At 58.3% G+C, this 22,114-nt stretch carries 16 protein-coding genes and 3 pseudogenes; 6 read left to right on the forward strand and 13 right to left on the reverse strand.

Features of this window, described 5'->3' with window-relative positions; all coding sequences use genetic code 11:
- Nucleotides 1-224 precede the first annotated feature (224 nt).
- Nucleotides 225-1,109 (forward strand): annotated as a pseudogene (gene nolL, locus ACVMB1_RS02075) (nodulation factor fucose acetyltransferase NolL); the annotation flags it as partial.
- Nucleotides 1,110-1,123: 14 nt separating this feature from the next.
- Here nolL and ACVMB1_RS02080 read toward each other — a convergent pair.
- A protein-coding gene (locus ACVMB1_RS02080; RefSeq protein WP_139481326.1) for an IS5 family transposase occupies nucleotides 1,124-1,887 on the reverse strand; the annotation gives its coding sequence in 2 pieces (ribosomal slippage) (nucleotides 1,124-1,549 and nucleotides 1,552-1,887; 762 coding nt in all).
- Nucleotides 1,888-1,956: 69 nt separating this feature from the next.
- On the opposite strand from ACVMB1_RS02080, the pseudogene ACVMB1_RS02085 reads away from it, so the two are divergent.
- Nucleotides 1,957-2,190 (forward strand): annotated as a pseudogene (locus ACVMB1_RS02085) (nodulation factor fucose acetyltransferase NolL); the annotation flags it as partial.
- A gap of 145 nt (nucleotides 2,191-2,335) precedes the next feature.
- Here the strand turns inward: ACVMB1_RS02085 and ACVMB1_RS02090 are convergent.
- A complete protein-coding gene (locus ACVMB1_RS02090) occupies nucleotides 2,336-3,796 on the reverse strand; it encodes a carbohydrate porin (RefSeq protein ID WP_456849864.1) in 1,461 nt (486 codons plus the stop codon).
- Nucleotides 3,797-4,751: 955 nt separating this feature from the next.
- Between ACVMB1_RS02090 and ACVMB1_RS02095 the strand changes: the two genes are divergently transcribed.
- Both ACVMB1_RS02095 and ACVMB1_RS02100 read left to right on the forward strand, forming a co-directional pair.
- Nucleotides 4,752-5,264 carry a hypothetical protein gene (locus tag ACVMB1_RS02095; RefSeq protein WP_253587763.1) on the forward strand — a complete coding sequence of 171 codons (513 nt, stop codon included), beginning with the start codon at nucleotides 4,752-4,754 and terminating at the stop codon, nucleotides 5,262-5,264.
- Nucleotides 5,265-5,303: 39 nt separating this feature from the next.
- Nucleotides 5,304-5,384, forward strand: a pseudogene (locus ACVMB1_RS02100) (XdhC family protein); the annotation flags it as partial.
- 85 nt (nucleotides 5,385-5,469) lie between these two features.
- Here the strand turns inward: ACVMB1_RS02100 and ACVMB1_RS02105 are convergent.
- The 7 genes from ACVMB1_RS02105 to ACVMB1_RS02135 all read right to left on the reverse strand — a co-directional run bounded on the left by ACVMB1_RS02105 (nucleotide 5,470) and on the right by ACVMB1_RS02135 (nucleotide 14,171).
- Nucleotides 5,470-6,363 carry a nucleotidyl transferase AbiEii/AbiGii toxin family protein gene (locus tag ACVMB1_RS02105; RefSeq protein WP_456814025.1) on the reverse strand — a complete coding sequence of 298 codons (894 nt, stop codon included), beginning with the start codon at nucleotides 6,361-6,363 and terminating at the stop codon, nucleotides 5,470-5,472.
- Nucleotides 6,356-7,000 (reverse strand): type IV toxin-antitoxin system AbiEi family antitoxin domain-containing protein, encoded by a 645-nt coding sequence (locus ACVMB1_RS02110; protein ID WP_069280027.1) that lies wholly within the window; start codon nucleotides 6,998-7,000, stop codon nucleotides 6,356-6,358. The genes ACVMB1_RS02105 and ACVMB1_RS02110 overlap by 8 nt, the downstream gene beginning before the upstream one ends.
- Before the next feature lie 154 nt (nucleotides 7,001-7,154).
- Nucleotides 7,155-8,097 (reverse strand): IS630 family transposase gene (locus tag ACVMB1_RS02115; protein ID WP_456848168.1). Its coding sequence is split into 2 segments (ribosomal slippage): nucleotides 7,155-7,757 and nucleotides 7,759-8,097, totalling 942 coding nucleotides; the frame shifts between segments, so codons are not numbered across the junction.
- Between the two features lie 398 nt (nucleotides 8,098-8,495).
- Nucleotides 8,496-9,830 carry an oxygen-independent coproporphyrinogen III oxidase gene (gene hemN, locus ACVMB1_RS02120; RefSeq protein ID WP_069280026.1) on the reverse strand — a complete coding sequence of 445 codons (1,335 nt, stop codon included), beginning with the start codon at nucleotides 9,828-9,830 and terminating at the stop codon, nucleotides 8,496-8,498.
- A 742-nt stretch (nucleotides 9,831-10,572) separates the two neighbouring features.
- The gene (gene istB, locus ACVMB1_RS02125) at nucleotides 10,573-11,316 is read right to left on the reverse strand and encodes an IS21-like element helper ATPase IstB (RefSeq protein ID WP_076828398.1); all 744 of its coding nucleotides are present in this window, start codon (nucleotides 11,314-11,316) and stop codon (nucleotides 10,573-10,575) included.
- 11 nt (nucleotides 11,317-11,327) lie between these two features.
- Entirely contained in the window at nucleotides 11,328-12,866 is a 1,539-nt protein-coding gene (gene istA, locus ACVMB1_RS02130) for an IS21 family transposase (RefSeq protein ID WP_083715045.1), read from the reverse strand.
- Between the two features lie 588 nt (nucleotides 12,867-13,454).
- Entirely contained in the window at nucleotides 13,455-14,171 is a 717-nt protein-coding gene (locus tag ACVMB1_RS02135; protein WP_253603415.1) for a sulfite exporter TauE/SafE family protein, read from the reverse strand.
- A gap of 1,629 nt (nucleotides 14,172-15,800) precedes the next feature.
- Between ACVMB1_RS02135 and ACVMB1_RS02140 the strand changes: the two genes are divergently transcribed.
- Nucleotides 15,801-16,526 carry a helix-turn-helix transcriptional regulator gene (locus tag ACVMB1_RS02140; RefSeq protein ID WP_069280042.1) on the forward strand — a complete coding sequence of 242 codons (726 nt, stop codon included), beginning with the start codon at nucleotides 15,801-15,803 and terminating at the stop codon, nucleotides 16,524-16,526.
- Nucleotides 16,527-16,859: 333 nt separating this feature from the next.
- Here ACVMB1_RS02140 and ACVMB1_RS02145 read toward each other — a convergent pair whose 3' ends face one another.
- Nucleotides 16,860-17,585, reverse strand: coding sequence for an outer membrane protein (locus ACVMB1_RS02145; protein ID WP_069280024.1), 726 nt, complete (start codon nucleotides 17,583-17,585; stop codon nucleotides 16,860-16,862).
- 645 nt (nucleotides 17,586-18,230) lie between these two features.
- Entirely contained in the window at nucleotides 18,231-18,476 is a 246-nt protein-coding gene (locus ACVMB1_RS02150) for a hypothetical protein (RefSeq protein WP_081334891.1), read from the reverse strand.
- A gap of 148 nt (nucleotides 18,477-18,624) precedes the next feature.
- Between ACVMB1_RS02150 and ACVMB1_RS02155 the strand changes: the two genes are divergently transcribed.
- Nucleotides 18,625-18,849 (forward strand): hypothetical protein, encoded by a 225-nt coding sequence (locus tag ACVMB1_RS02155; protein WP_253587760.1) that lies wholly within the window; start codon nucleotides 18,625-18,627, stop codon nucleotides 18,847-18,849.
- 698 nt (nucleotides 18,850-19,547) lie between these two features.
- Here the strand turns inward: ACVMB1_RS02155 and ACVMB1_RS02160 are convergent.
- Nucleotides 19,548-19,922, reverse strand: coding sequence for a NolY (locus ACVMB1_RS02160; RefSeq protein WP_069280023.1), 375 nt, complete (start codon nucleotides 19,920-19,922; stop codon nucleotides 19,548-19,550).
- A 1,128-nt stretch (nucleotides 19,923-21,050) separates the two neighbouring features.
- Complete coding sequence (locus ACVMB1_RS02165) at nucleotides 21,051-22,079, reverse strand: LLM class flavin-dependent oxidoreductase (protein ID WP_057021389.1); 1,029 nt, start codon at nucleotides 22,077-22,079, stop codon at nucleotides 21,051-21,053.
- Nucleotides 22,080-22,114: the final 35 nt, after the last annotated feature.

Genomic DNA, 22,114 nt, shown 5'->3' on the forward strand with positions numbered 1-22,114 from the left:
GCTCGCCAACAATACGAGTTTGCCGACAGCCTATCCGCGATGGCCAAGCCGAACTTCTCTGAGAGACGTTGACATCCTTCATGCTCGGGCCGGGCGTTTGCCGCAATTAAGGGTCCTTGCAGTACGTTGCAATCAGCCAGCTATCCGAGCGCAGCCTCCAGTTGGCAATTGCCTCCACGACCATCGCTTGGATCGAACTCCCTGGAGCAAAGCCGCAGCGGCCAATGATTCATGCATCGCTAAATGTAACCCGATCGGCTGTGCCTGGCACGCCAGAGGAAAACGATCGCGATCTTGCCTTGGATTTCGCCAAGGGAGTGCTGATCGTGTTGGTGATCGTCGGTCACCTGATCCAATACATCCTTTACCGAGGTGAAGGCTTCTGGGATTCGCTATGCTTCAAATGGATCTACATGTTCCACATGCCTCTCTTTATGGCGATAAGTGGATACCTCTCTTGCCGCGCTCTGTTGCGAAAGTCGTTGACGCAATCCGTCGGCGATCGGGCGACGCAGCTCTTGCTGCCCATGCTGTTTTGGTACGCTCTCCGGAGATAGCAAAGGTTGCCGTGCTTCCCGGCGCACCTGACGCAACAGGCGAGATTCTGCTGTTTCTAAATGATGTCGCCGGCGCATACTGGTTTATCTGGGCAGCGTTCGTTTGTTTTCTTCTCGTAAAAATTCTTTCGATCTTCGATCGTTGCTCGCCCTTGACCCTATTCGTATCAGTCGTACTGGTCGTGCTTGCGCCTCTGACATTCTCCATATTTCATCTCATAAAGTACACTTACCCGTTCTTCTGCCTGGGCTTCTCAGCTGCGCAATCGAGAGACTGGTGGGCGAGCAACGCGATCTTACAGGCTGCTCTGGACCGTGACTCTGTCCATAGTGGCGCTGGTATGTTTTCTAGCTTGGCGCAAAGACACTTACGTCTACAACAATCTCGCCCTGGTTCAAGATATGCAGTCGGCGAAGAATGTGCTTCTGATGTTTTTCGGCTCTGCAGAGGCTTCGGCGCTCATGATTGAGTTTTTCCTCCAATGCGGGAGATTTGGCCGCTCAAACCCAGTGGTCCGCTTTATCGCCGTGGAAATAGGACAGAGCACACTAGGTGGTGTGGACATTTATCGCATCCATAAGACGATGGCTGCGAGAGTAACGACGGCCAGGTAATTTCGGGCGGTCTTTTCGAAGCGGGTTGCGACGCGGCGGAACTGCTTGAGTTTTGAGAAGCAGCATTCGACGAGATGACGCTGTGCATAGAGATGCTTGTCCAGCGGATATTTGAGCGCACGTGACGGGTTGTTGGGGATGACGGCGAGCGCGCCTTTGGCAGCGATCGCCTGGCGCAAGTGATCGGCGTCATAAGCCGTATCCGCCATGACGACCTGGGCAGGTAATCCCTCGATCAATTCGGCGGCTTGCGGTACGTCGCTCTTCTGACCTGCGGTGAGCTTGAACCGTACGGGACATCCCAGGCCGCGAACGGCCATATGTATCTTGGTGCTCAGGCCACCGCGCGAGCGACCGATCGCCTGATCTTCAGACCCCCTTTTTTCGCCCCAGCGGCGTGCTGGTGCGCCCGGACGATGGTGGAGTCGACGATCAGATACTCGAAGTCCGGATCACCGGACATCGCTTCGAATATGCGCCACCAGACCCCCTTGATGCTCCATCGACTGAAGCGCCGAAACACGCTGTTCCAGTCTCCAAACACCTCCGGAAGATCACGCCAGGGAGAGCCAGTGCGCACGATCCAAAGTACGCCCTCCACAAACATCCGGTTGTCCCGTCCGGTCGAACCCTTCTGGTCAGGCCGGCCGATGATCAACGGCGCCATCCGCTCCCATGTCGCGTCGCTCAATACCAAGCGGTCCATCACACCCAAGGCGGCCTCCCCAAAAGCAGCCTTGAATCTGATTTGCGCCTAAAAGGGAATCCTTAGAGTCCACACCACCTAGTGCTGTACTTGATTCAGGGGACGGTATTTCGTCTCATGGATTCGATGCAGTACGCAGAACCGTCAGATCTCACAACCAAGTTGGCTGAGGCGGGACTTCTTGGCGGAGCGATTATTCTCGTCTCGCTAGTGGTGCGCCGGTCAGCGCGCGACATTCCCTGTCTGTCTCAGTTCATTCTAGGAACTTCATCCCGCGCCCTCGCGGGTCAGGCCGCGCGCAAGCAAAGCTAGCCGACATCTGGTCACGATGCTCTTTAGTCGTTGGAGAGCCGACCTTCGGGTCGCTCCTTGCGACCTCCAGCCGGTGCGGTGACAGAAACGGCGCGTAATTTTGACGAATCAGGTTGTGCGCCGAATTAATGGCTTCCTCGACGAACTAGAAGAATATCAGCGTAGACACCAACAGATCTAACGCGTGCTCCGTTTGGGCCGTATGTGTGATGCTTGTCGGATTATGGATGTATGACAGTCCAAGGGTTGCATATATCCCTGGAGCGAGATGCGCGATGTATGTTCCTGTAATTGCAGTTGTATCGCGATGCGCAAGCTGTCCTTTCGCCAAGGCCGCATCCACTGCAACCTTGCTCCAGGCGGTGTTGCTCGCGACGAGACTAATCAGATCAGTAGGTCGGCTATCAAAAGGCCCCTTCGCATAAAGACGAAGCTCGTAATACCGGCTGATCCTATTGAGATCAGGCGGAGCTCCCATGATCGAGAATCCGCCATAGATGCCGCGAGATGGCGTCCCCTCAACGTCACTCTGCCAGAGCTGCCGGTCAGCGGCGATGTAATGAAAGTTATTCCCGCTCTGCCTTTGTTGATCCGGATCTGCTAAATTCTTGTAATGGCCGCTGTTGAAACCAACGCCCGCCCGCAGCCACGTGTCAGGTACGCCGGGAGCGGCCTTGCTCTTGTAGCCAAGTTCATCAACGAAAAGAATACCTGTGTTGGCCGTGCTCCAGTTCAGGCCGCTCGGATTCTCTGTTATCTCGGCATAAGAACCGTCTGGACTGATGGAGCGCTGCATGGAGACTTTGTTGTACAGGTGATCATCAAGATTGTACTTCAGGTTGACGGCGGGAGTCGGTGCGGCGTTGGTGCTCATTCCTGCTTGGAATAAGGCAAACATATTTGATCCTGAAATGCCTGCGAACAACGTGCCGGTGAACTCATTCGCATTTCGGAGATAGCCAAGTTTGAGTTCGAACTTCCTGTCGAGGAAGGTTTGATAATATGCGAGTGTATTCAATCCCACTCGATCCGGCCCCGGGCGCTTCCATGTCCAGTATTGCTGCTCGGCACCCACGACAATCTGGCCATCGGGAATGCCAAGCCGGCTGAGATCATAGGTGACGATCAGGAAGTTCGCCGTAGCAAACGTCGGATTCTGCCCCATGTAGAGCTGGTTCGCGATGCTGGTTCTCGCCGCATTCGGCAGCTGGTTATTTGCAAAGATGTTATGCGTCCAGCCGATATAGCCGATGCCAACGTCTGCCAGCGCGGATCTAACGCCGCTCTTGTCCTGATCAACCGTGTCGGCAGGGCCGGCTATGTTGAGCCAGATCCCTTTTTCTCGGAAAGTATCGAAGCGTGCGAAGGGATCGATCCTTTTTTGCGTTCGTGTCTGGGCGCTTCGATCGGAGCTGTCGCGCTTGATGAGAGGCAGGTTGGGAGCTGATGCCAGCGCGGAGGCACGAAGTTGAACTGGCTCATTGACCGTGCCGACCCGGAGCTTTGTGGCCATGTCGTGGGCTGTCGGCGCTTTCCTCCTGGCAACTTGTGCCGCAGCGTTGTTTTTGGCATCACGCTCGTCGGCAGTTTGTGCCAAGACAGGCATGCCAACCAGACAAGCCGCGAGCGAAAGTGCGGCGGTAAGGCGCCGCTGCGTCTCGCTTGATCGCAAGCTGCAGGCAAGTGCGGCCGTAGCCGAAGATGTTTGAGGCGTCGTCACCGCAATAAAGCAATCACCCACAGTGTACTTCGTGTCCTCTCTTGCGAGCCATGAACAGATTGAAAGCCGGCCTCAATGGCCAGAGCGGCGTCGAAGCGCTGGCCTCTGAGGCGCGGCACGACGCCGTACGGGCAGGAGGTTCGTAATCCCGGCGAGGTCACCTCTAATCTGTGCCCGCGAAAATCTTGTCTCAACGTCCATGATTGAGCCCTGGAGATCGGAGGGATCCGGTTTCGGGCTACTTTCGTGGCCGTGGGCAAACTGTTGGTGAGTCCGCCCGCTCCGTCGGCGCGGAAAATTTGGGATGCATTCCGAGTTCCTAGACCTGTGACGCACGGCGTTGGTGGGCCACGCTTGCCATCTGTCCGTCGTCTCCATCAACCTGCCAGAATTGGTAGTTGGCCATGTCCAATGCTTCCCGCTCCAATGGCGAGGTAGCTTGGGCGCCGGTTGGTGCGCCTTGAGCAGCGGTCGGCCATGAAGTTGCCGGTCTCGGCAGCACGGAAAGGCGAGAGGCAGACTTTGAAGGGAAATAGCGTCGGTTCACATCAACGGCCGGCAGGGTAAGAAAACCTGCAAGGTTCTCTTGAATGATGCGAAAATGCTGCACCATAACCGTGAAGAGGAGGACTATTTCTTACCGCTGGCCCTATGATGCAGGAACCCGCATCATCTGTTCGCTTTGCCTGGGACAAGATGAGCCGCTTCATCGGAGCAGCGAGTTTGCGAAGAATGACGTTGTCGGCGGCCGCGCTTTGCTGGGAGTCGTGACTTCAGCCATCTCTCGCGTCAAGGAAACAAGCCTGTCGAAACGGGGATAGTCGGGTAGGGGACAATGGAGATGATTGATCAGGCGGCCGCTTCCGATTTGCGGCCGCTATTATACGGCACGTCAAAACGCATTCGCTGGGGTTTGATGTTTCTGGTTGTCCTCGTCGGCTTGTGTTCAGCAGCAGCCCATTTTGGAGGGAGCCTCGCAAGGGTTGTCGAGACGCCGCCAGCCGGGTTCGCCGATTCGGCGGCGGGCCTATCACCGGAGGACAGGACATCCCTGACCGAGATACGTTGGGCGCAGCAGAAGGCGAGCGAGGATATTGCGGAACTCAGTCGCCTCATCGATGCTCAGCGGAAGGATCTTAAAGGGATCTTAGATCGCATCACGGTGCTGACTTCGCGGATTGAATCCTTGCAGATTCCAGCACCTGTCGCTTCCGATCCCTCCGTTATTTCTTCGTCGCCGGCACAAGCTGCTTCGAGTCCGGCCAAGAAGCACGTCGAGAGGTCCAAACCACAGGGGCCTGTTTCCGTCGGAGGTGCGCCAGTGATCGCTGGACAGAAGACGGGCGAGCCTTGACGCTCGCTGTCCCTGGCGCCCTGCGCGCGCAGCCGCTCGTCGGAGATCGCGGTCGCAATCATGGCCGAGATCACCGCGCAGCTGCGCTTGCCCCCCAAAGAAAAAGAAGAAGCGGCATGAAATTCGGTCCCGCCAGTCCAGCCGACGCGATTGCCTCGAGTTGCTGCGCGGAGCCAGCCACGTTTGGCGGCGGTGGGCTGCCCAGTCACGCTAATCCTGTCTTACCGAGCGAGCGTGCCGCCGACGCGTGAGGCATCAGGAATGCGGATAGGTCCTTGACCACGTCAGCGAGCGTGCCGGGTCGAAAAGCAACGTCTTCAACGAATGAATTCCGCTGCTGAATTTTCGTTGGGTCTTCCGCAAACGCAGTTGTCAGCGCATCCGGAGCACTTGGAGGAATTTCAGTCTTCCGTCGAGCGAATGTCGCGGTGATGGCTCGTGGGAGTTTGTCGTTCTTGAATTCGAAGTTGCGCGATAAAACCAAGACGTCATACAAGTCTTTCATGCGGCTATTGGCGCGACGCAACATAACCATCGCCTGAAAGTTCTCGGCGATAACCGTTTCGCGGGCGTAGGCCCGGAGATGTGGCGCCCGGAAGTCCAAGAGAACGGGCAGATCCATTTCCTGAAGACCCGGCTCAACGGAGTCGCCAAAGGCGATATCAATCACGATCCGAATTTTGGCGGTTTCGATCGTAGCGTTGGCTGTAATGCGCAGCCCGCCGCATTCGGTTTCTTCACGGATACGGTGGACCTTTACGCTGTTCGATTCAAAGACAACGCCATCATTAAGGGAGACCATGCAGATCTCCTGGAAGATGCGGACCATATCCTCTTGATCGTCTTTGCCAGTGGCCAGAAAGTCCAGGTCTCTTGTCGGGCGTAGCGGATCTTCGAACCACTTCGTAAGCAGCATCTCTCCTTTCAGAATGAAACGGTCGCAGTGCTTGGTTTGACTCAGGCGATAAAGGAGTCGCTCGAGAACGTAATTGTTGAGCAGCAGATCGAATGGCTGACGACGCTCCTTTGAGAGGTTGAGCAACCGCGTCCGAACCGACGCGCCCATGTTCTTGATCAGAGGTGTTGGCTTCTTAGGCATTGGTCGTCATAGCCTCAAGATACGGCTGAACGACCTTCCAGGTACCAGCTTCATTTGCGTACCGGGCGATCTCGGCAGGGGTCGCTTGGCGCTGTCGCAGGGCTTCTCTGAGGCCCTCGAGCGCGAGATTGAGGCCGGGACTCTTTCGATACCGCTTTCCGGCGCTCCGGCGATAACGAAATAGGTCGACTACTGTTTTGGCAGGAATGTAGACGCGTACCCGTACGCCTTCGATCTTGTGCTCTGTAATGCCAGAGGTCAGAACCTTCTCTCCGAAACGCACAAATTGGATGGTCGGGGTATCGGTTCGCGGCAGCCGATCCTTTGAGCCGATGGCCATCCAAACGAGCGATGGAATCGTATCAGTCAGTCCGTGAAACGCCAGCGCAGAGGTGAGGCAGATAACGCCTCTTGGGACGAGCTTGGCGGCCTCAGCCAGGACATGATGGGTGTCGAACGAGGCGTCTGGAAGCTGGTACAGTCCCCTGCTGAGCTGAAGGACGAGTCCCTTCTCCTTCATTCGGGATACGGTTGCCGCCGTAATGCCCGCCTTCTTAAATTCAGAAAGGCGAAGCATCCCCTGCTTCTTCAGTAGGGTTATGGCGCGATCCTGCTGGGTCTTAGGGAAGGATAGCATGCTAGTATTGTGATACAAAATGTCGGATTTGTCAATATTTTATCCGACGATTGGTATCGTAAACTAATCGCATTGTTCGCGCCTGCGGACTTTGGAGGCGCGAGCGGCTGATCTTCCCGCGGGCACGACTAGAGCATTTTCCACATGATGTGGATCATCTGGTGTATCCAGCATGCCTAAAGTAGTTGGCACACATCTGCGGCGCAAACGACTTGACGAGTTTGCCGATGAGTTTGAGCAGGGCTTGGACCGTGCGGGTGGCGCCTTTGCGCAGCGCAGCTTTCAACCGGGAGAAGGCCTGTTCGATTGGATTGAGGTCGGGCGAGTAGGCCGACAGATAACGCACGCGGGCGCCGACAGCCTCGATCGCCTCGCGGACACCGGCGATCTTGTGAGTGCGCAAGTTGTCCATGAAGACGATGTCGCCCTTGCGCAAGGTCGGCGCCAGGACTTGCTCGACATAAGCCAGGAACGAGGGCCCATCCATTGCACCGTCGATGACATAGGGCGCCGTGAGGCCATCGATGCGCAGCGCGGCGACAAGCGTCAGCGTCTTCCAGTGACCATGGGGCACGCCAGAGACGAGGCGCTCACCGCGAGGAGAGCGCCCATAGTGCCGGACCATCTTCGTCGTGACCGCAGTCTCGTCGATAAAGATGAGGCGCGGTGCACGCAGCTTGGGCTGCTCGGCTTTCAGCGCGGCACGCTCGGCAGCGACGTCAGGTCGATCCTGCTCGGCGGCGTGCAGTGTTTTTTTTGAAGGTGATGCTGTGACGGTCGAAGAAACGCCAGATCGAACCGATGCCGGCCTTTTGCTTTCTCTGAGAGCGCAGACGCGCGCGGATCTCCTCGAGCGTCAGGTCCGGCTCCGCGGCGATCAGCTCGATCAGCCACTGCTTGTGCTGCTCCAACGGCGAGCGGCTGTGCCCGGTGCCGGGCTTGGCCTCAACGTTTCCGGTCTTCCTCCAACGATCCATCCATCGGATCGTAGTCGAAGCGCCGAGATTGAGAATGCGCGCAGCCTCACGTGCGCTTTCGCCGGACTCAACAAGCTCAACCGCACGCACCCTGAGGTCCTTGGAGTATCCCTTCGCCATCGCATGCCCCGCATGTTGTCGCGGGCAACACCGAATCTGATTTGCGTGCCCGTGGGAATCCCCTTTGACTGTTCCGATTCACCTCAACTGGAAACCGCTCTAGCAACAAAGAAACGGTGCCGCATTAGTCGGCGTGCGACCAAGTTTTCTCAATATCTCCGAGCCAGGGCAAAGATGCCTTAGACGCGGATCTTAAAGTTTCCACCAGCTGCCGTGGCGGCGCCAAGTACCTGTCGAGAGTTCGATTAGTCAGCAGATTCCCTTTATTTCGATCCGCATCTCTCGGTATTTGAACCGAATTTAAATCTTCCCTTTAAGCGTCTGCCTGCAGCGCTTCTTCCGGTCACTCGTTCGCGAGGAGCGCCACGCTTTGGATCTGCTCACATCCCTTGGCTTTGCTAATAGGGTGTGCGGTCGAGATGAGCATCGAATGCGGCAGCCACAGCGCGGATGACAAAACGGTGCTCCTGCTTGACGCGGATGAAACCGTCCTGGATCTCCACTATCCCGTCCTCAGTGAGCATTTCCAAGCGATCAGCTGAATCAAGAAAAGCGATCGGATCAAATCCGTGGGCTGCACACAGTGCCGGCACGTCGGCCTGCAAATCGCACATCAAGCGCTCGATGATTGCAGCCCGCAGCCGATCTTCCTCAGTGAGACAGTATCCTTTCGACATAGCCAGACGACCTGCTCTGATGTGCTGGTTATAGGAAGCAGTCACGACCTCGTTCTGGACGTAGCCGTCACGGAGACGCCCGATGGCTGACGGACCAAAGCCGATCACAGTTTTACAGGTATCGGCCGAATAGCCCAACGAGTTGCGGCGCAGCCGACCAGCTTTCTGGGCCAGCACTAGCTCGTCGTCTGGCAAGGCGAAATGGTCGAGCCCGATTTGGTGGTAGCCGGCGGAGACCAGCGTATCTGCCACGGCCGCGGCTTGCTCGGCTCGAGCAATATTGTCAGGCAGCGCCGCCTCATTGATCTGGCGCTGACGTTTCATATAGGAGGGAACGTGGGCGTAGCCGAAAACCGCGAGCCGGTCGGGCCGCATGGCCGCAGCCGTCCTCGCCGAGTCCACGCAGGACTGCACCGTCTGATGCGGCAGTCCGAAGAGCAGGTCGAAGTTGATGCGGCTTATTCCATGCTGGCGAAGGCTTTCGACTGCAGAAGCCGCCTGGGCCTCGCTTTGGAGCCGATTGACCGCCTTTTGGACCACGGGGTCAAAGCTTTGCACGCCGATGCTCGCGCGGTTCACGCCGGCCGCCCCCAAGGCTTCCGCCATCTCTGTCGTGAACGCGCGCGGGTCGATTTCGATGGCGATGGCAGCCGACTTACTGAAGGCAAAATAGCGACGTAGGAGTTCTATCAGAGCTAGAAAATCGACTGGCGCAATGCTGGTCGGTGTTCCGCCGCCGAAATGCACGTCGCGGACGGGCAGGGCGCGCGGCAGTTGGTCTGCAACCAAACGAATCTCCTCCCGTAGCGCCGCCAAATAATTGCGAATTGGCCGCTCGCTGCGAATAAGGCTCGTGGGAAAGCCGCAGTACCAGCAGATCGATTGGCAGAAAGGGACATGGAGATAGAGCGATACGGGTTCATCCGGCGGCAGCCGTCTCAACCAAGTCTCACAAGTCTCGGCGCCGATGGTCGTGGAGAAATCCGGTACAGTTGGGTAGACTGTGTACCAAGGCAGGCGAGCATCGCAATACTTGTTCAGGAGTGCGGTCTGCAAGGCTTCGTTCCCGTGCTCATACAGACCTGAAGCTGAACCATGCGCTCTGCTGTGTCTTTGCGTTATGTCAACTTGCTCAAACTTGGTCGCGACATCTCGATCACGTTCTCGATATCATTGCCAACTTATCAGGGACCGAGGTTGGCGTGAGAGACATCCACGTTTGGATGCTCGTGCGAAGGATGAACTTCTCACAAGCACATGGCCGATAGCCGCTAGTTCGACCAACCTGCGCGCAGGAACTTCGCAGGGACCATTCAGTGCAGTCGATGGGCCGAGCGGCTTGTCGCTCCTCTTCCCCGCGAGGGGGCACCTCTCGGATGAAATGCCGCGAGCAGGATGCGTCCGGCTGGCGATGCCATGGACAGTAAGTTGCTGTTGGATGGCGCCGACAAGTGCGAGATCATAGAACTTGACGCTACGTGAGATTCAAGTCCTTTGGAGCCGCGCATGAAACCATTTTAGACGCCACGTCAAAAGTGCGGATTCCGATGATCTCGCCCGGGTGTACCGATTTGATCTCGCCCAGGATTCCGAGATGATCTCGCCCACCATTCCGATTTGATGTCGCCCGGGGCGCGAGGCGTTCTGGCTGTTTGGTTTCTGGCATCGGTGAAGCCGCGGGGTCAACCTTGAATCGCGGCTTGAGGCCCTTCTTCGTCTGCTGTTGGTCTGCTGTGGGCATGTGGGCAACGCTCTTTGCGTTGTCCAAGCGCAGCGGCATGTCCACAGCGCCACTGGCTCAGGCCTTTCGATCGGGTTTGCGGGTTCGCCGCAGGCTCTCGCCGTTGAGATCGATCCGGTGGGCGTTGTGGACCAGGCGGTCGAGGACGGCATCGGCGTAGGTGGGATCGCCGATCAGCGCGTGCCATTGATCGACGGGGAGCTGGCTGGTGACGGTGGTGGAGCGGCGGCCGTAGCGGTCCTCGAGGATCTCGAGGAGGTCGTGGCGGGCTGCGGCGTCGAGCGGCTCGAGGCCCCAGTCGTCGAGGATGAGCAGATCGATGCGGCCGAGCGCCCGCAGGAGCCGCGGGTGGCGGCCGTCGCCGCGCGCCAAAGCGAGGTCGGTGAACAGCCGCGGGACACGCTGGTAGAGCACGGAGCGATTGTCGCGGCAGGCCTTGTTGCCGAGCGCCGAGGCGAGCCAGCTCTTGCCGACGCCGGAGGGCCCGCAGATCAGCAGGTTGGCGTGATCGTCGATCCATTGGCCTTCGACCAGCATCGTCAGGAGGCTGCGGTCGAGGCCGCGCGGGGTGCGATAGTCGATGTCCTCGACGCAAGCCTGTTGGCGCAGCTTGGCGTATTGCAGCCGCTTCGATAGCCGCTTGTCGCGTCGCAGCGAGGCTTCGCGTTCGAGCAGCAGCGCGAGCCATTCGGCATGGCCGAGGCTTGCGGCATCGCCGCCGGCTTCGATGTCGGCAAAGGCCTTGGCCATGCCATGAAGGCCGAGCGCGTGGAGTTGATCGAGGGTCGGATGCGTGAGCAAGGCGTGATCTCCTAGTTGTAGTAGCGTGGCCCGCGGATGTTGGGATGAAGGACCGGCGCGTTGTCCGCGGGGCGCTTGGGTGAAGGACGCCGATCGAGGTTGTTGGCAAGGATCGATTTGACCGAGCCGTAGGTGCGCGCGCCGATGTCGATCGCCCGCATGGCGGCAGCATCGAGCCGCTCTTGCCCGTAGGATTGGCCGAGCCGGATGATGCCGAGGCAAGCGCGGAAGCCCTGCTCCGGGTGCGCCCGCTCATCGAGGATCAGGTCGCACAGCGCCGCGGTGGCCGGCCCGATCGTGGCGGCCTCCTTGCGAATGCGCTCGATGGTCCAGCCGGCGTAGCGCCGATGACTGGACGCCATGTGTTCCGGCACGGTGGTGTGCTTGTGGTTGCCGCTCATGCGCTGATGCGCGGCGATCCGCTCGCCCTTGTGGAAAATCTCGACGGTGCGGGCGGTGAAGCGCACCTCGACCTCGGCGCGGACGAAGCGATGCGGGACGCTGTAGTAATGCGCCTCGACCTCGACGTGATAGTCGATGCTGACCCGGCAGATCCGCCACTCGGCGAACACGTAGGGGCTCTCCGGCAAGTCCTTGAGCGCCGGCCGGTCGATCTCCTCCAATAGCTTGCGGCGGGTCACGCCGAGCCGCCGGATCGGCCGCTCCTCGTTGAGCCGGGTCATTAGCTCGGTGATCGCTGCGTTGACCTCGGCGAGGCTGTGGAAGGTGCGGTGGCGCAGCCGCCCGAGCAGCCAGCGCTCGACCATGAGGACCGCCTGTTCGACCTTCGCCTTGTCCCGTGGCCGTCGCGGCCTGGCCGGCAGAATGGCGGTGCCGTAATGCGCCGCCATGTCGGCGTAGCTGCGGTTGATCTGCGGGTCGTAGAGGCAGGCCTTGATCACTGCGACCTTGGTATTGTCCGGCACCAGCAGCGCCGGCACGCCGCCGATCGCCTCGAAGGCGCCGACGTGGCCGCTGATCCAGTCGGCGAGCCCCTGCGTCCAAGTCGCCTGCGCGTAGGTGAAGCTCGATGCGCCGAGCACCGCGACGAAGATCTGCGCGGCGCGTCGCTCGCCGGTGAACCGGTCGATTACCACCGGCACGCCGTCGCCGGCATAGTCGACGAACAGCTTGTCGCCGGCCGTATGCGACTGGCGCATCGTCACCGACAGGCGGCCTTCCCAGGCGCGGTAGAGCTCGCAGAACCGCGAATAACGATACCCGCCGGGTTCGCCCGCGATGTACTCGTCCCACAGGATCGACAGCGTCACATGCTTGCGCCGGAGTTCGCGGTGTACCGCCGCCCAGTCCGGCTCGGCCTGCCGGCGATGGCCCCGCCGGGTGCCGGGACCGGCTCCCGCGCTGGCGAACAGCCGGGCTTCCAGCGCAGCGTCGGTGATGTCGTCGGGCAATGGCCAGGTCAGCCCCGCTGCCTCGAACCGGTGGATCGTCAACCGCACCGTCGAAGGGGCTGTCCCCACCCGCCGCGCAATCTCGCGGGTCGGCATCCCGGCCGACTTCAATCTGATCACATCGCGCACATGGCGCATCGCAAACCTCTCCGTCGGCATCCAGGTCCCCCTTCGCAAAGCCGAAAGGCGGGACCGTATCGGAGCCAGAAGAGGCCTCGTCACCCCGGGGCGACATCATCCCGGAATGGTGGGCGAGATCATCTCGGAATGGTGGGCGACATCAAATCGGAACGGTGGGCGAGATCATTCCGGAATGGTGGGCGACATCGAGCGGAATCAGCAAAAAGAATGGATGGGCCTCAATTCCGCCACGCTGGTTGTCTCATTGCCGCGAGCATCGTCACGGATGTACTGATGATGTTGGGGCGGGCCCGGCGCACTTCCAAGCCCGGCAAGTGCGTCGGGGCGCCTTGGTTCGGAGGCGTCCCGTCGCCGAGTACAAGCGGCTCTCCACAACCCGGTTTCGCGCGCCGGCGACCGCGAAGGAGAGCCCGGCTGGCTTCCTCACACCTGGACAACGTCCTACATATTTGCGCTGTGCTTCTGCACTTTCATTTCGTTTGTTTTTTGCGATCGCTTTAGCGGCTATCGATTCTTCGAGAGAGCCGCGCAATTGCATCAGTTGAATCTCGACCTGACCGGTGTGAAAACTAAGACGTGAGAGTTTCAAGCGCGCACCAATTGGATGCCGGCGATGAGCAGAACCGCCACGAGGATGAACCTTACGGTTGTCTGGCTCATCCATTTCAGGCCGATAACTGTTCCTGCCGCGGCACCCGCCAGTACGGCGATTGCATAAAGCCCGAAATCCGGCGCCGGAAATTGGCCGGTGAAAAGAACTCCGGCGAAGCCGAGAGCGGAGTTAGCCAGGATAAAAGGCGGCGACAGCGCGGCGGTCTGCTTAGGTGATGCCCAATTCAGTGCGATGAGCGTCGGGGCGAGAAACGCTCCGCCGCCTACGCCTGTCAGCCCGGAAACGAGGCCGATGACTGCTCCAATGCTCAAGGTTCCCCAGAGCCGAGTTTCGCAACCGCGTTCGGCGGTGCGTCCGTGCCGAACGATCATCACGACGCCTGCCAGAAGAAGGACAAACCCGGTCAGCGTCTTGTAAATGTGTTCCCCGAGCACCACGAGACCCCCGACAAGCGCCGTTGGCATCGATGAAAGCAGAAGCGGACGCAGCATTATCCAGTCAACTACTTTGTTGCGGTTGAAAACCCACGTAGAATATGTCGCGACCACAATGTTGAGACCAAGCGCCGTTGGGCGCATCTCTGTCGATGGCAGACCAGCAAAAGCCATCAGCGCCAGGAATGCAGTACCCCCCGCCTGACCAACGGTCGTATAGAGCAGTGAGATGATCGCCAGAAGCAGAGAAAACATCTCACCGATTCTCGGCGAAGCTCTTCGCCTTGGTTGCGACAGCCCCGCCAGGGCGAGGCGCAATTGTTTTTCCTGTCGGGACGTTTGCTTTGCAACCGAGTTTTAGTTGGAGTGCGCGCGACCGGACCTATAGCCAGTCACGATTGCCATGTGGCGATCGTCTCAATCAATCGTTAAGCCTTGTAGTTGACTGGGTAGCGCGAGACCTTGGTAGTTTCCGGTCGACGGACAAGGCCTCGTCGGACGGGCTATGCTCTCGGTCGTTCTTGACGTCAACCGTTGCATTCCGAGCCGCTGCACCTGCCAGGTCGTCATCTGACCTGCTTTTTCGTCATCTCTGATCGGCCACTCGCCGTGTTTTCCACCAGAATGTTGACGCTGGGCTGAGCGTATTGACGGGTTGAAGCCAAGAGCGTCTCGGAGCGGCTGCCGTGCGAGCTATATTTTCCTTGATGAGGTCAACTGGTGCCGGGGCTCGCGCAAATGGTCTGTCGGATGTCCTCCCGATGTCATGATTGCTTCAATGCGCGATAAGGAGAGCTGCCCACTCTTTCAAGTCATTGATTCCGCGGCCGGTTTCTGAAAACCAAATGTTGGTATGGCACTTGCTGGTCCCACACCAGGTCCTCTCCCGCCTTTGGAGATGCGCATGCAAAGTGTCCGCTGCGTCAAGCAGCTCTTGTGGCTTCGCGTATCTCCCGTTGCGCCCCTGACGCGGTTGCTATTTGTCCCTTCGATCTATTCGCGCCGACCCTACGCGACCAAGCCTCTCAGAGGCCGTCGGCTGATGCTAGCAAATTTCCTTTTGCGACGGCTGCTGCGTGTTGCTCATCGCCCGAACCCTCGACGTTGTGGACAGGCGAAGGACCAGCCAAGGAAAAGCGATGCCGACTCGCAAGACGGGGAGGAAAAATGATGCCGTTGTCTTCTGCGTCGGCGAGCAGTGCATCGACGGGGACGCCACGCAGGTCGAAGCGAGCACCCGCGAGCGGGGTTGCGTGCTCTAGCTCACCTGGCTCGCGAAGTTCAGCATCTAGGGTCTGCCCGAGCTCGCGCTCAAGCGGCAGCGAAGCCTCACTTGAGCTGGACATCGCTCTTGCACAATCGAATCGGATCTATGCTGATGTCGCAGCGGGCCGGCCTGGGTGGCTCGTACCGCCGACTGAATCGTTAGGAGAGCCGCCTGACCGACTTCAAGCCGTAGCGCGCGCACGCCCGCCAAACCAGAGCTCTTACTTTCCGTCCCTGGCGGCATCAGTAGGTCAATTGTGCCTCGCGAACGCAGACCATCAACATGGCCGTCCCCGCCGCGATCTTCAATCTCGGCAGCGCGTCGCCTGCGAGCCGGGTAGATCATATTGAATGAGGTGAACGCTACGGTGAGCGTCGTGCAGTTCGGCCTCGAACGAAGGATAGGCCGCACCTTAGCTGTTTGGCGGGGGACGATCACGTCATCGCAGTTGGTGTAGGGCATCGAATTCGGGATGACTCCTTCGGCAGCATGCGCTCCAGACTTTACAAAGAGCAAACCCAGGAATTCAGGGCATGGAATTGAACTTGGCTCTACCTGAAACAAGCGCAATTGGAAGCCGCGACACCGACCGGGATAGTCGTCCTGAGCCGCCCGCTATGGACCTGTTTAGCTTTACTGAATGCGCAAAACAGACGCATTCGCTCAGAGCGCTATTCGAGCTACTTGTCAGCTGCGCCACGGAGGAGGGCTTCAGTGAAGTTGCCTACGGCGCCCTCAACTTCGTCGAGCCCCTTCGCCTGGCGGAGTATCCACCCCCGACCGTGGCCGTGAAATGGCCGTCAGACTGGTGCGACCGGTACTTCAAACGCAAGTACCACACCATCGATCCGGTGGTCCGGCGGACGCCAATGCTTTCTAGGCCGTTTTTATGGGATCAACTGGCCGACCACTATCGACTTCAACCTGACGAGAGACGCGTACTGGACGAAGCCAGAGAGGCGGGCCTGAAGCATGGCATGAGCGTGCCGTTGTTTGGGCCGCTAGGCCGAGTATCTGTAGTGTCGTTTGCATCTCCGTCGGACGACGCTGATCCTCAGGATCGCATCGGTCATCTCAATGCATTGGCCTGGCACTTTCACACCGCGTATGGTGAGATCGCACGTCCCTGCAACGATGGCGGTGATAAAAAAGTGGCACTGTCGCAGCGGGAGATCAGCTGCATGCGATGGGTGGCGGAAGGAAAATCGTCATGGGAAATCGGGATGATCCTGGAAATCAGCGAGAATACAGTCAATTTTCATATCAAGAATGCGATGCGAAAGCTTGGCGCCACTAGCCGGATCCAAGCGATCGTTCTGGCAATACGCCTCAATGTTCTTTGAAATCCCAACTCGTTTGAGCAAGCACCGGCGGCTATCAGAATTGTTGTCGCAGCTTCCGGCAAGTCTAAAGCTGGACAATATTTATCGGAATTGCACGCACGACGCTAAGACCCAGCGTCAGATTATGAAGCTCGATAACCATCGAAGTGTCGGATCGTGACTTGGACCGCCAGGCCCGGAGTTCCAGTAACCAGGGGCCATCCGGCCGATGATCTGGCTCGGACTGCTCGAGTCGGACATCGCGAGGTATCGGCGGATGTGACACGAGCGCTTGAAGAAAGAACCCCGACCGACGGTCGGGGCTCACGATTTACCGCAAGCGCGTGGAGGTTGCTATCGACCAAACGCCGGGCCGAATTTGTAATTGAGCCGCGCTGTGACGAGATCGATGTCCTGGTGGACGCGATCACCGCCTACCGCTGTTGGAAAGGTTACGTTGCTGCCTTGCATGAACAAATGGTCATACTCGACGCCAGCCGACCAACTCGGAGTGAGGCTGACTTCGATCCCGGCACCGAGGGCGCCACCCCAACGCACATCGTTGTTTCTGGCAATTTCGGTCGCAGTAGCCACTGAGTTGACGTGATAAGTGTTGCTGGTCACTGCAGCACCGCCCTTGACGTAGAGCAGCACGGGGTCGAACGCATAGCCGACATGGCCGGTCATCAAGCCGAAAGCATCTGTCTTGGTGCCAATGATGTCTGCCGGGAAGGCGGTGCTGACATTGGAGCCGCTGAAGTCAGCCCAGTTGCCTTGACCTTCAATGCCGTAGACCGTTTTGAAGATCTGCCAGCGATAGCCGATCTGGCCGCCAACGGTAGCACCAGTCGAATTATGGCAACCCTCGGGAGTGATGCCGTTGAAGTCCCAGCAATTGTGGCTCGATCCCCAGCCGCCATTGATACCGATATAGTAGCCGGTCCAGTCGTTGATTGTGGCTACGACCGGCTGCGGTGCCGCCTTGATGTTGACGGGCTGCGCGGCGAAATCCGCGCTGAATGCGGGAGCGGCCGCAGTGAGTGCGCCGATGCTTGCAGTCAGAACCAGCAAATTCTTCATTCGAGTGTCGTTCCTTTTGATGCCGCCCGGCGCGATGCGTCTTAACAAGATCATCGCGAATTGCTGTAACTGCAGCACCACATTGTTTCGGAAGAAATGAGTTAAATCGAACGCCGCGTCAGATTGTTGATTTTGGCGTGCAACCGTCGTAGTGCGTAGACCTGACCAGGATGCTCCGATCGGTGAGGCGCAAACAGCGAGAAGGCATTTGCGGACCAAGCAGTGCTGAATGAACTGAAAGCCACGAATCGCCCAGCGTCTCCCTTCTGCTGATGATGGCCTGCGATGCGATGCCGCCCGTCTGACGTGCCTAATCCGCATCACTCAGCTTCGAAGCGCAAGCTGCACACAACTTACAGGCGGATCGCTGTTCAAGCATTTCGTCGAAATTTAGGTCCTGCTGATAAAGCATTCCCGGGGACGACGAACTCATCTTGCTGTCGGCGGTCTACGATCATGGCCCGGCTGACTGGTATCGTAGCGTCAGGAGCTTTGTACCGGCAGCTTTAGTCGAGGGCGCGGTTCAGCGAAGCAGAATGGTCTGGAGGAGGACTTCGACCACGATATATTGAGATTGCTCACATGGCGCTTCGATGAGGGAGAGCTGTCACGTAGCCCATCGTTCCTATAGTGGTGGGAGCTACCCTACTGTTTGGTCGAAAATGCCAATTCTGCGCGCAAGTTGCGTATCGCCTCGTTTGCCAGATGCAAGGCATTCCGTTCACCGTTTCTTATCGAGCACTCCAGGGAGGCTCGCAAGCGACTATGAAGCACTGCCTTGTGATTGTGCGCCAGGAGCGGATCTTTCTCGACAAAGCGCCACGCCTTATCAAATGCGGTGCTTACGAGAACCTCTGGCGCCTGCACTTGCTCGGATGATATCTGAGCCATCTCAAACTCCTGCGATATCCTGAATACAAAGAAGTAATTTGTTCAAAACACCGAGCGCCCGTGATCTATCCAGCTGTCAAGAGGTCGGATCCGTAGGCGCGCTCGCCCGTGTCGAGCTGATCTCGGCGCTGCGAGCGAATTTATATAGATGCTTGTTGAAGCGCGGATGACCGAACGTGGTGGTGCGCGCTTCAATTCGAATGATTCTGAATCATTTGACGGCAAGTATGCGTTGTCGCGCGCTTCTCTGCTGATTACCGCATTGCCTGCTGTCAGTAGTGGCTCGAAGAAATCAGAAAATCGGTCCGGACCAAACGACGCTACAGTCGAAGCTGAGGAAAGACCGTTCACCGCATGCGCAACCTCGAGCTAAGAAGGGTCGAAGCCAAGTGCTGTCCGTTTGGTACATTACCCGTTTTGTACGATGTCATCTTCTAAGTGCGGGACGCATTCCGGACAGGATTTGTTCGCTTTGTGACATATGTCGGCGGCGTGGCCGTCGTTCTGCTGTTCAATCCCTGCGCGTAACCGATGGTTTGAAGTGTGCGTCTTGTGGAATGCAGTAGAGAAGTGGTGACGAGGTGCAGGGCAATTGTGATGATCTGGTTCGTGTCGCCCTGCAAGACGTCGTGGAGTGTAGATCGTGGGGTAAGGGTCAATGCCGCCGCAAAGTGAGTGCCAAACCATTGAGCCAAGCGTCAAACACTCGATCGGACGAGAAGGCCTTGCCCGCACGTCACCACATGCGTTGCGTTCATTCGCTATCCGCCGTCGGGTTGGCTGCGGCATACAGAATACATAGCCATGAAGTACTTGATACAGGAAAAGCCCAGTTGAGATCGAGGGGCAAACGGGTCCTCTCCCGCGCAAGATCGCTTAGTGCGACGGGATCGGTTCGAATCCGGTGGCAAACGGAAAAAGCAGTGGAGGCGACGCGCTCCGCGCGACGATACGTAAATTCAATCTGAGGCTTGCTGCGGTGCTGGGTACGTTAAACCGCAGCACGCCGTGCCCCAACTCTGATCAGACCCTGATCGCGCCGTCAACCGACGGAAAACTCGAAATAGAATCTCACTCCGCTGCACGGGAGAGAATCAGGGTGGCGATCTTCAACTGGTTGGCAGGGGTGCGCAGAGCCTCAGGTAAGGCCGCCACCGCTTGATCGAAAAGGCGTCCCAAAATTTGGAGGTCTTCTGGATGATAGACGCCGCGGTCTCGGAGTATCCGCGCCGCCTGCCCGTCGCCATTGCAGCCGCTGGCCCTCGCATCGGCGAGCTGACCGAGCGCTAGCTCCGCATTTATCATTTCGTTTGTGTGTGCATTGAGCAGTCTGACCGCCTCGAACCCGTTACCGTCCTCGCCGACGAGGGCGGCCACGATGTCAAGTTGCAGGTCGATGCGGTGCGTCAGGTCTTCTATGCGTGAATTGGAAGGATCAAGTTCCATGGTGTTGCTCCAGAGTAATGAAAAGCGCGCTAGGCAGAGTAAAGAGAATGCGTCGTTTGTCCCGTTAGCGGGGCTGCAGGCGCATGGCTAGAACGAGTTGCGGCTGCAGAAAGCTGTACCCTGCTGCAGTCGGTCGAGGGCGGTGCATAAAATGACATGACCACGGTACAAGTTTGCAGGACGCGAGTGAGGGTTGCCGGCGACGAGCAGCACTGAGCCGGCGAGCCCAGTAAGGATCCCCCACGACGACGACTTAGGGGAGCGCGCAGTGATACTGTGTGGCCGGTCCTGCCACACACATCGACTGCCGTGCTTCGTCGTGGCCTGAGAAAATATGCCTTGCAAATCCGGCAGTCAGATCGCTGACGGCCCTGTATCGTCTGCGAGCCGTCACAGCGCCAGGTTGATCGCGCGGGCAGGAGGGTCGAGGCGATAGGTCCGGTTCGCCTTGGCTGCGAGAGCAGGTCGCCTATTGGAATTCTAGCCGGCGCACGCATGGACCCTAGCCAATAAGAGTTCGTGAGAGCTGATCTTCTCGGGCGCCTTTAGCATGATGACAATTAGGTTAGCGACTAAGCGGTAGATTGCCCGCGTGACGTTGCGATCTGCCATCCAACCAAACGTGGGCGGCGCGTGCCGGGGTTTGCGGGCTAGGGAGGGATCGTTGGGGCAGACACGGGCGGGTGGAGTTGCCCTGCAACCATGCTCAAAGCAAAATGGTTCCATTGTCACACGTGGTTCGCGAAGGATGTTTTCCGGAAATCTGCGATCGACTATGGGACATTTGGTTAAAACCGGTAAAATCGAAAGTTTTGATGGGACGCATCCAACCGGCGGATAGCATACTCGATCGTGGCGGATCTGTTCTTCGATGACGCACAATGCCAACCGCATGCGAATCGAGCCGGCTTGTCATGCCGCCGTTCTCCAAGCCAGTTCACGTCACCTCGGCGACACCGGCAGACCGGCCGCCATGGCGGGTGATCGATGCGACCGTGTCCTCATGGGTCTGCGGACCTCCTGCTGAGTAAGGCAGGAGATCTGAATTCGCCCGTTCTGCAGGACGGCCGATCATAGATAAACGTCGTCGCGCAGCTCCTTTGAGGTGGCAAGATCGGATAGTGATTGTCAGCCAAAGCCAGCGATGATTTCAGATCTGATTGTGGTTGCGGTGTATAGAGAAGCTTCCAACGGAAGGTTCCCGAAGGCAAGCTGGCAAAGTAGGTAGTTGGCACCTGCCTCCTCCATCTGGCTAAGAAGGAGTCGTCGGACGGAAGCTGGCGTTCCGACGACGCATAATTCGCTATCGAGCGCTGCATCGAAGGTCAGCGGTAGGGTGGGTGGCGTCGGAATGGCGTTCAGCTCGTAAACGAACTTGAAGCTCTCCAGCCATCGCTGGTAAGCCAATTCCGCCGCTACATGGGCATCTCGGTCAGACTGCGCGATCACGACCATGCGGAGCAAACCAAGAAACGGCTCCCGATCGTCCGTTGGCGCAATGCGCGCCCGCTGGGAGCGGAACGCATCCGTAATGTTTCGGACCGCTGAGGAGCGGCCCAGGCACGCCAGATTGGCGCCATTTGCAGCAGCCCACTCTGCCGACTCCGTCCGATTGCTCGTGATCCAGGTCGGCGGATGTGGATGCTGATGAGGCCTCATGGTCAAAGGTATTTCGCTCAGCTCAAAGAAGCGTCCGTGATAGGATAGCGTGTGCCCCTTCAGCGCGGCATTCAGGATTTCGCTGGCCTCCTCATAACGCTCTGGCGCCGCGTCCGCGCTGACGCCGAAATAGCCCCATTCAGTCGGCAGCGAACCGCGTCCGATGCCGAGCTCAAGTCTGCCGCCGCTCAATTGGTCAAGCATGCAGATCTCTTCGAATGCGCGCAAGGGATGATAGAGATTGAGCAACAGGACCAGCGGCCCAACGCGCAGTCTCTGAGTGCGCTGCGCGACGCTAGATAAAAAAAGATTTGGTGACGGCCCTCTAGCATGTGGTGTGCAATGGTGCTCGGCCAGATGATACGCGTAGAAGCCCAGGGAATCGCACACCTCCGCCAATTTGAGGCGATCTTCGTATTGTCGCGCGACATCGCGGCCGTCGTCGTCCAAATGGTCAAAGATTCCGCACGTTAGTTTTGAAGGAGGGCTGCTTTTCACTTGATCATCTCCGTTTTTGGACCAGGAGTCCTGGG

The sequence above is a fragment of the Bradyrhizobium sp. USDA 4504 genome (assembly GCF_054063995.1).

Coding starts and splice junctions, on each gene's coding strand:
- ACVMB1_RS02090 (WP_456849864.1), bottom strand. CDS start 3,796: ATGCCTGTCTTGGCACAAACTGCCGACGAGCGTGATGCCAAAAACAAC.
- ACVMB1_RS02095 (WP_253587763.1), top strand. CDS start 4,752: ATGATTGATCAGGCGGCCGCTTCCGATTTGCGGCCGCTATTATACGGC.
- ACVMB1_RS02105 (WP_456814025.1), bottom strand. CDS start 6,363: ATGCCTAAGAAGCCAACACCTCTGATCAAGAACATGGGCGCGTCGGTT.
- ACVMB1_RS02110 (WP_069280027.1), bottom strand. CDS start 7,000: ATGCTATCCTTCCCTAAGACCCAGCAGGATCGCGCCATAACCCTACTG.
- istA (WP_083715045.1), bottom strand. CDS start 12,866: ATGCGCCATGTGCGCGATGTGATCAGATTGAAGTCGGCCGGGATGCCG.
- ACVMB1_RS02135 (WP_253603415.1), bottom strand. CDS start 14,171: ATGTTTTCTCTGCTTCTGGCGATCATCTCACTGCTCTATACGACCGTT.
- ACVMB1_RS02140 (WP_069280042.1), top strand. CDS start 15,801: ATGGACCTGTTTAGCTTTACTGAATGCGCAAAACAGACGCATTCGCTC.
- ACVMB1_RS02145 (WP_069280024.1), bottom strand. CDS start 17,585: ATGAAGAATTTGCTGGTTCTGACTGCAAGCATCGGCGCACTCACTGCG.
- ACVMB1_RS02150 (WP_081334891.1), bottom strand. CDS start 18,476: ATGGCTCAGATATCATCCGAGCAAGTGCAGGCGCCAGAGGTTCTCGTA.
- ACVMB1_RS02155 (WP_253587760.1), top strand. CDS start 18,625: ATGCTTGTTGAAGCGCGGATGACCGAACGTGGTGGTGCGCGCTTCAAT.
- ACVMB1_RS02160 (WP_069280023.1), bottom strand. CDS start 19,922: ATGGAACTTGATCCTTCCAATTCACGCATAGAAGACCTGACGCACCGC.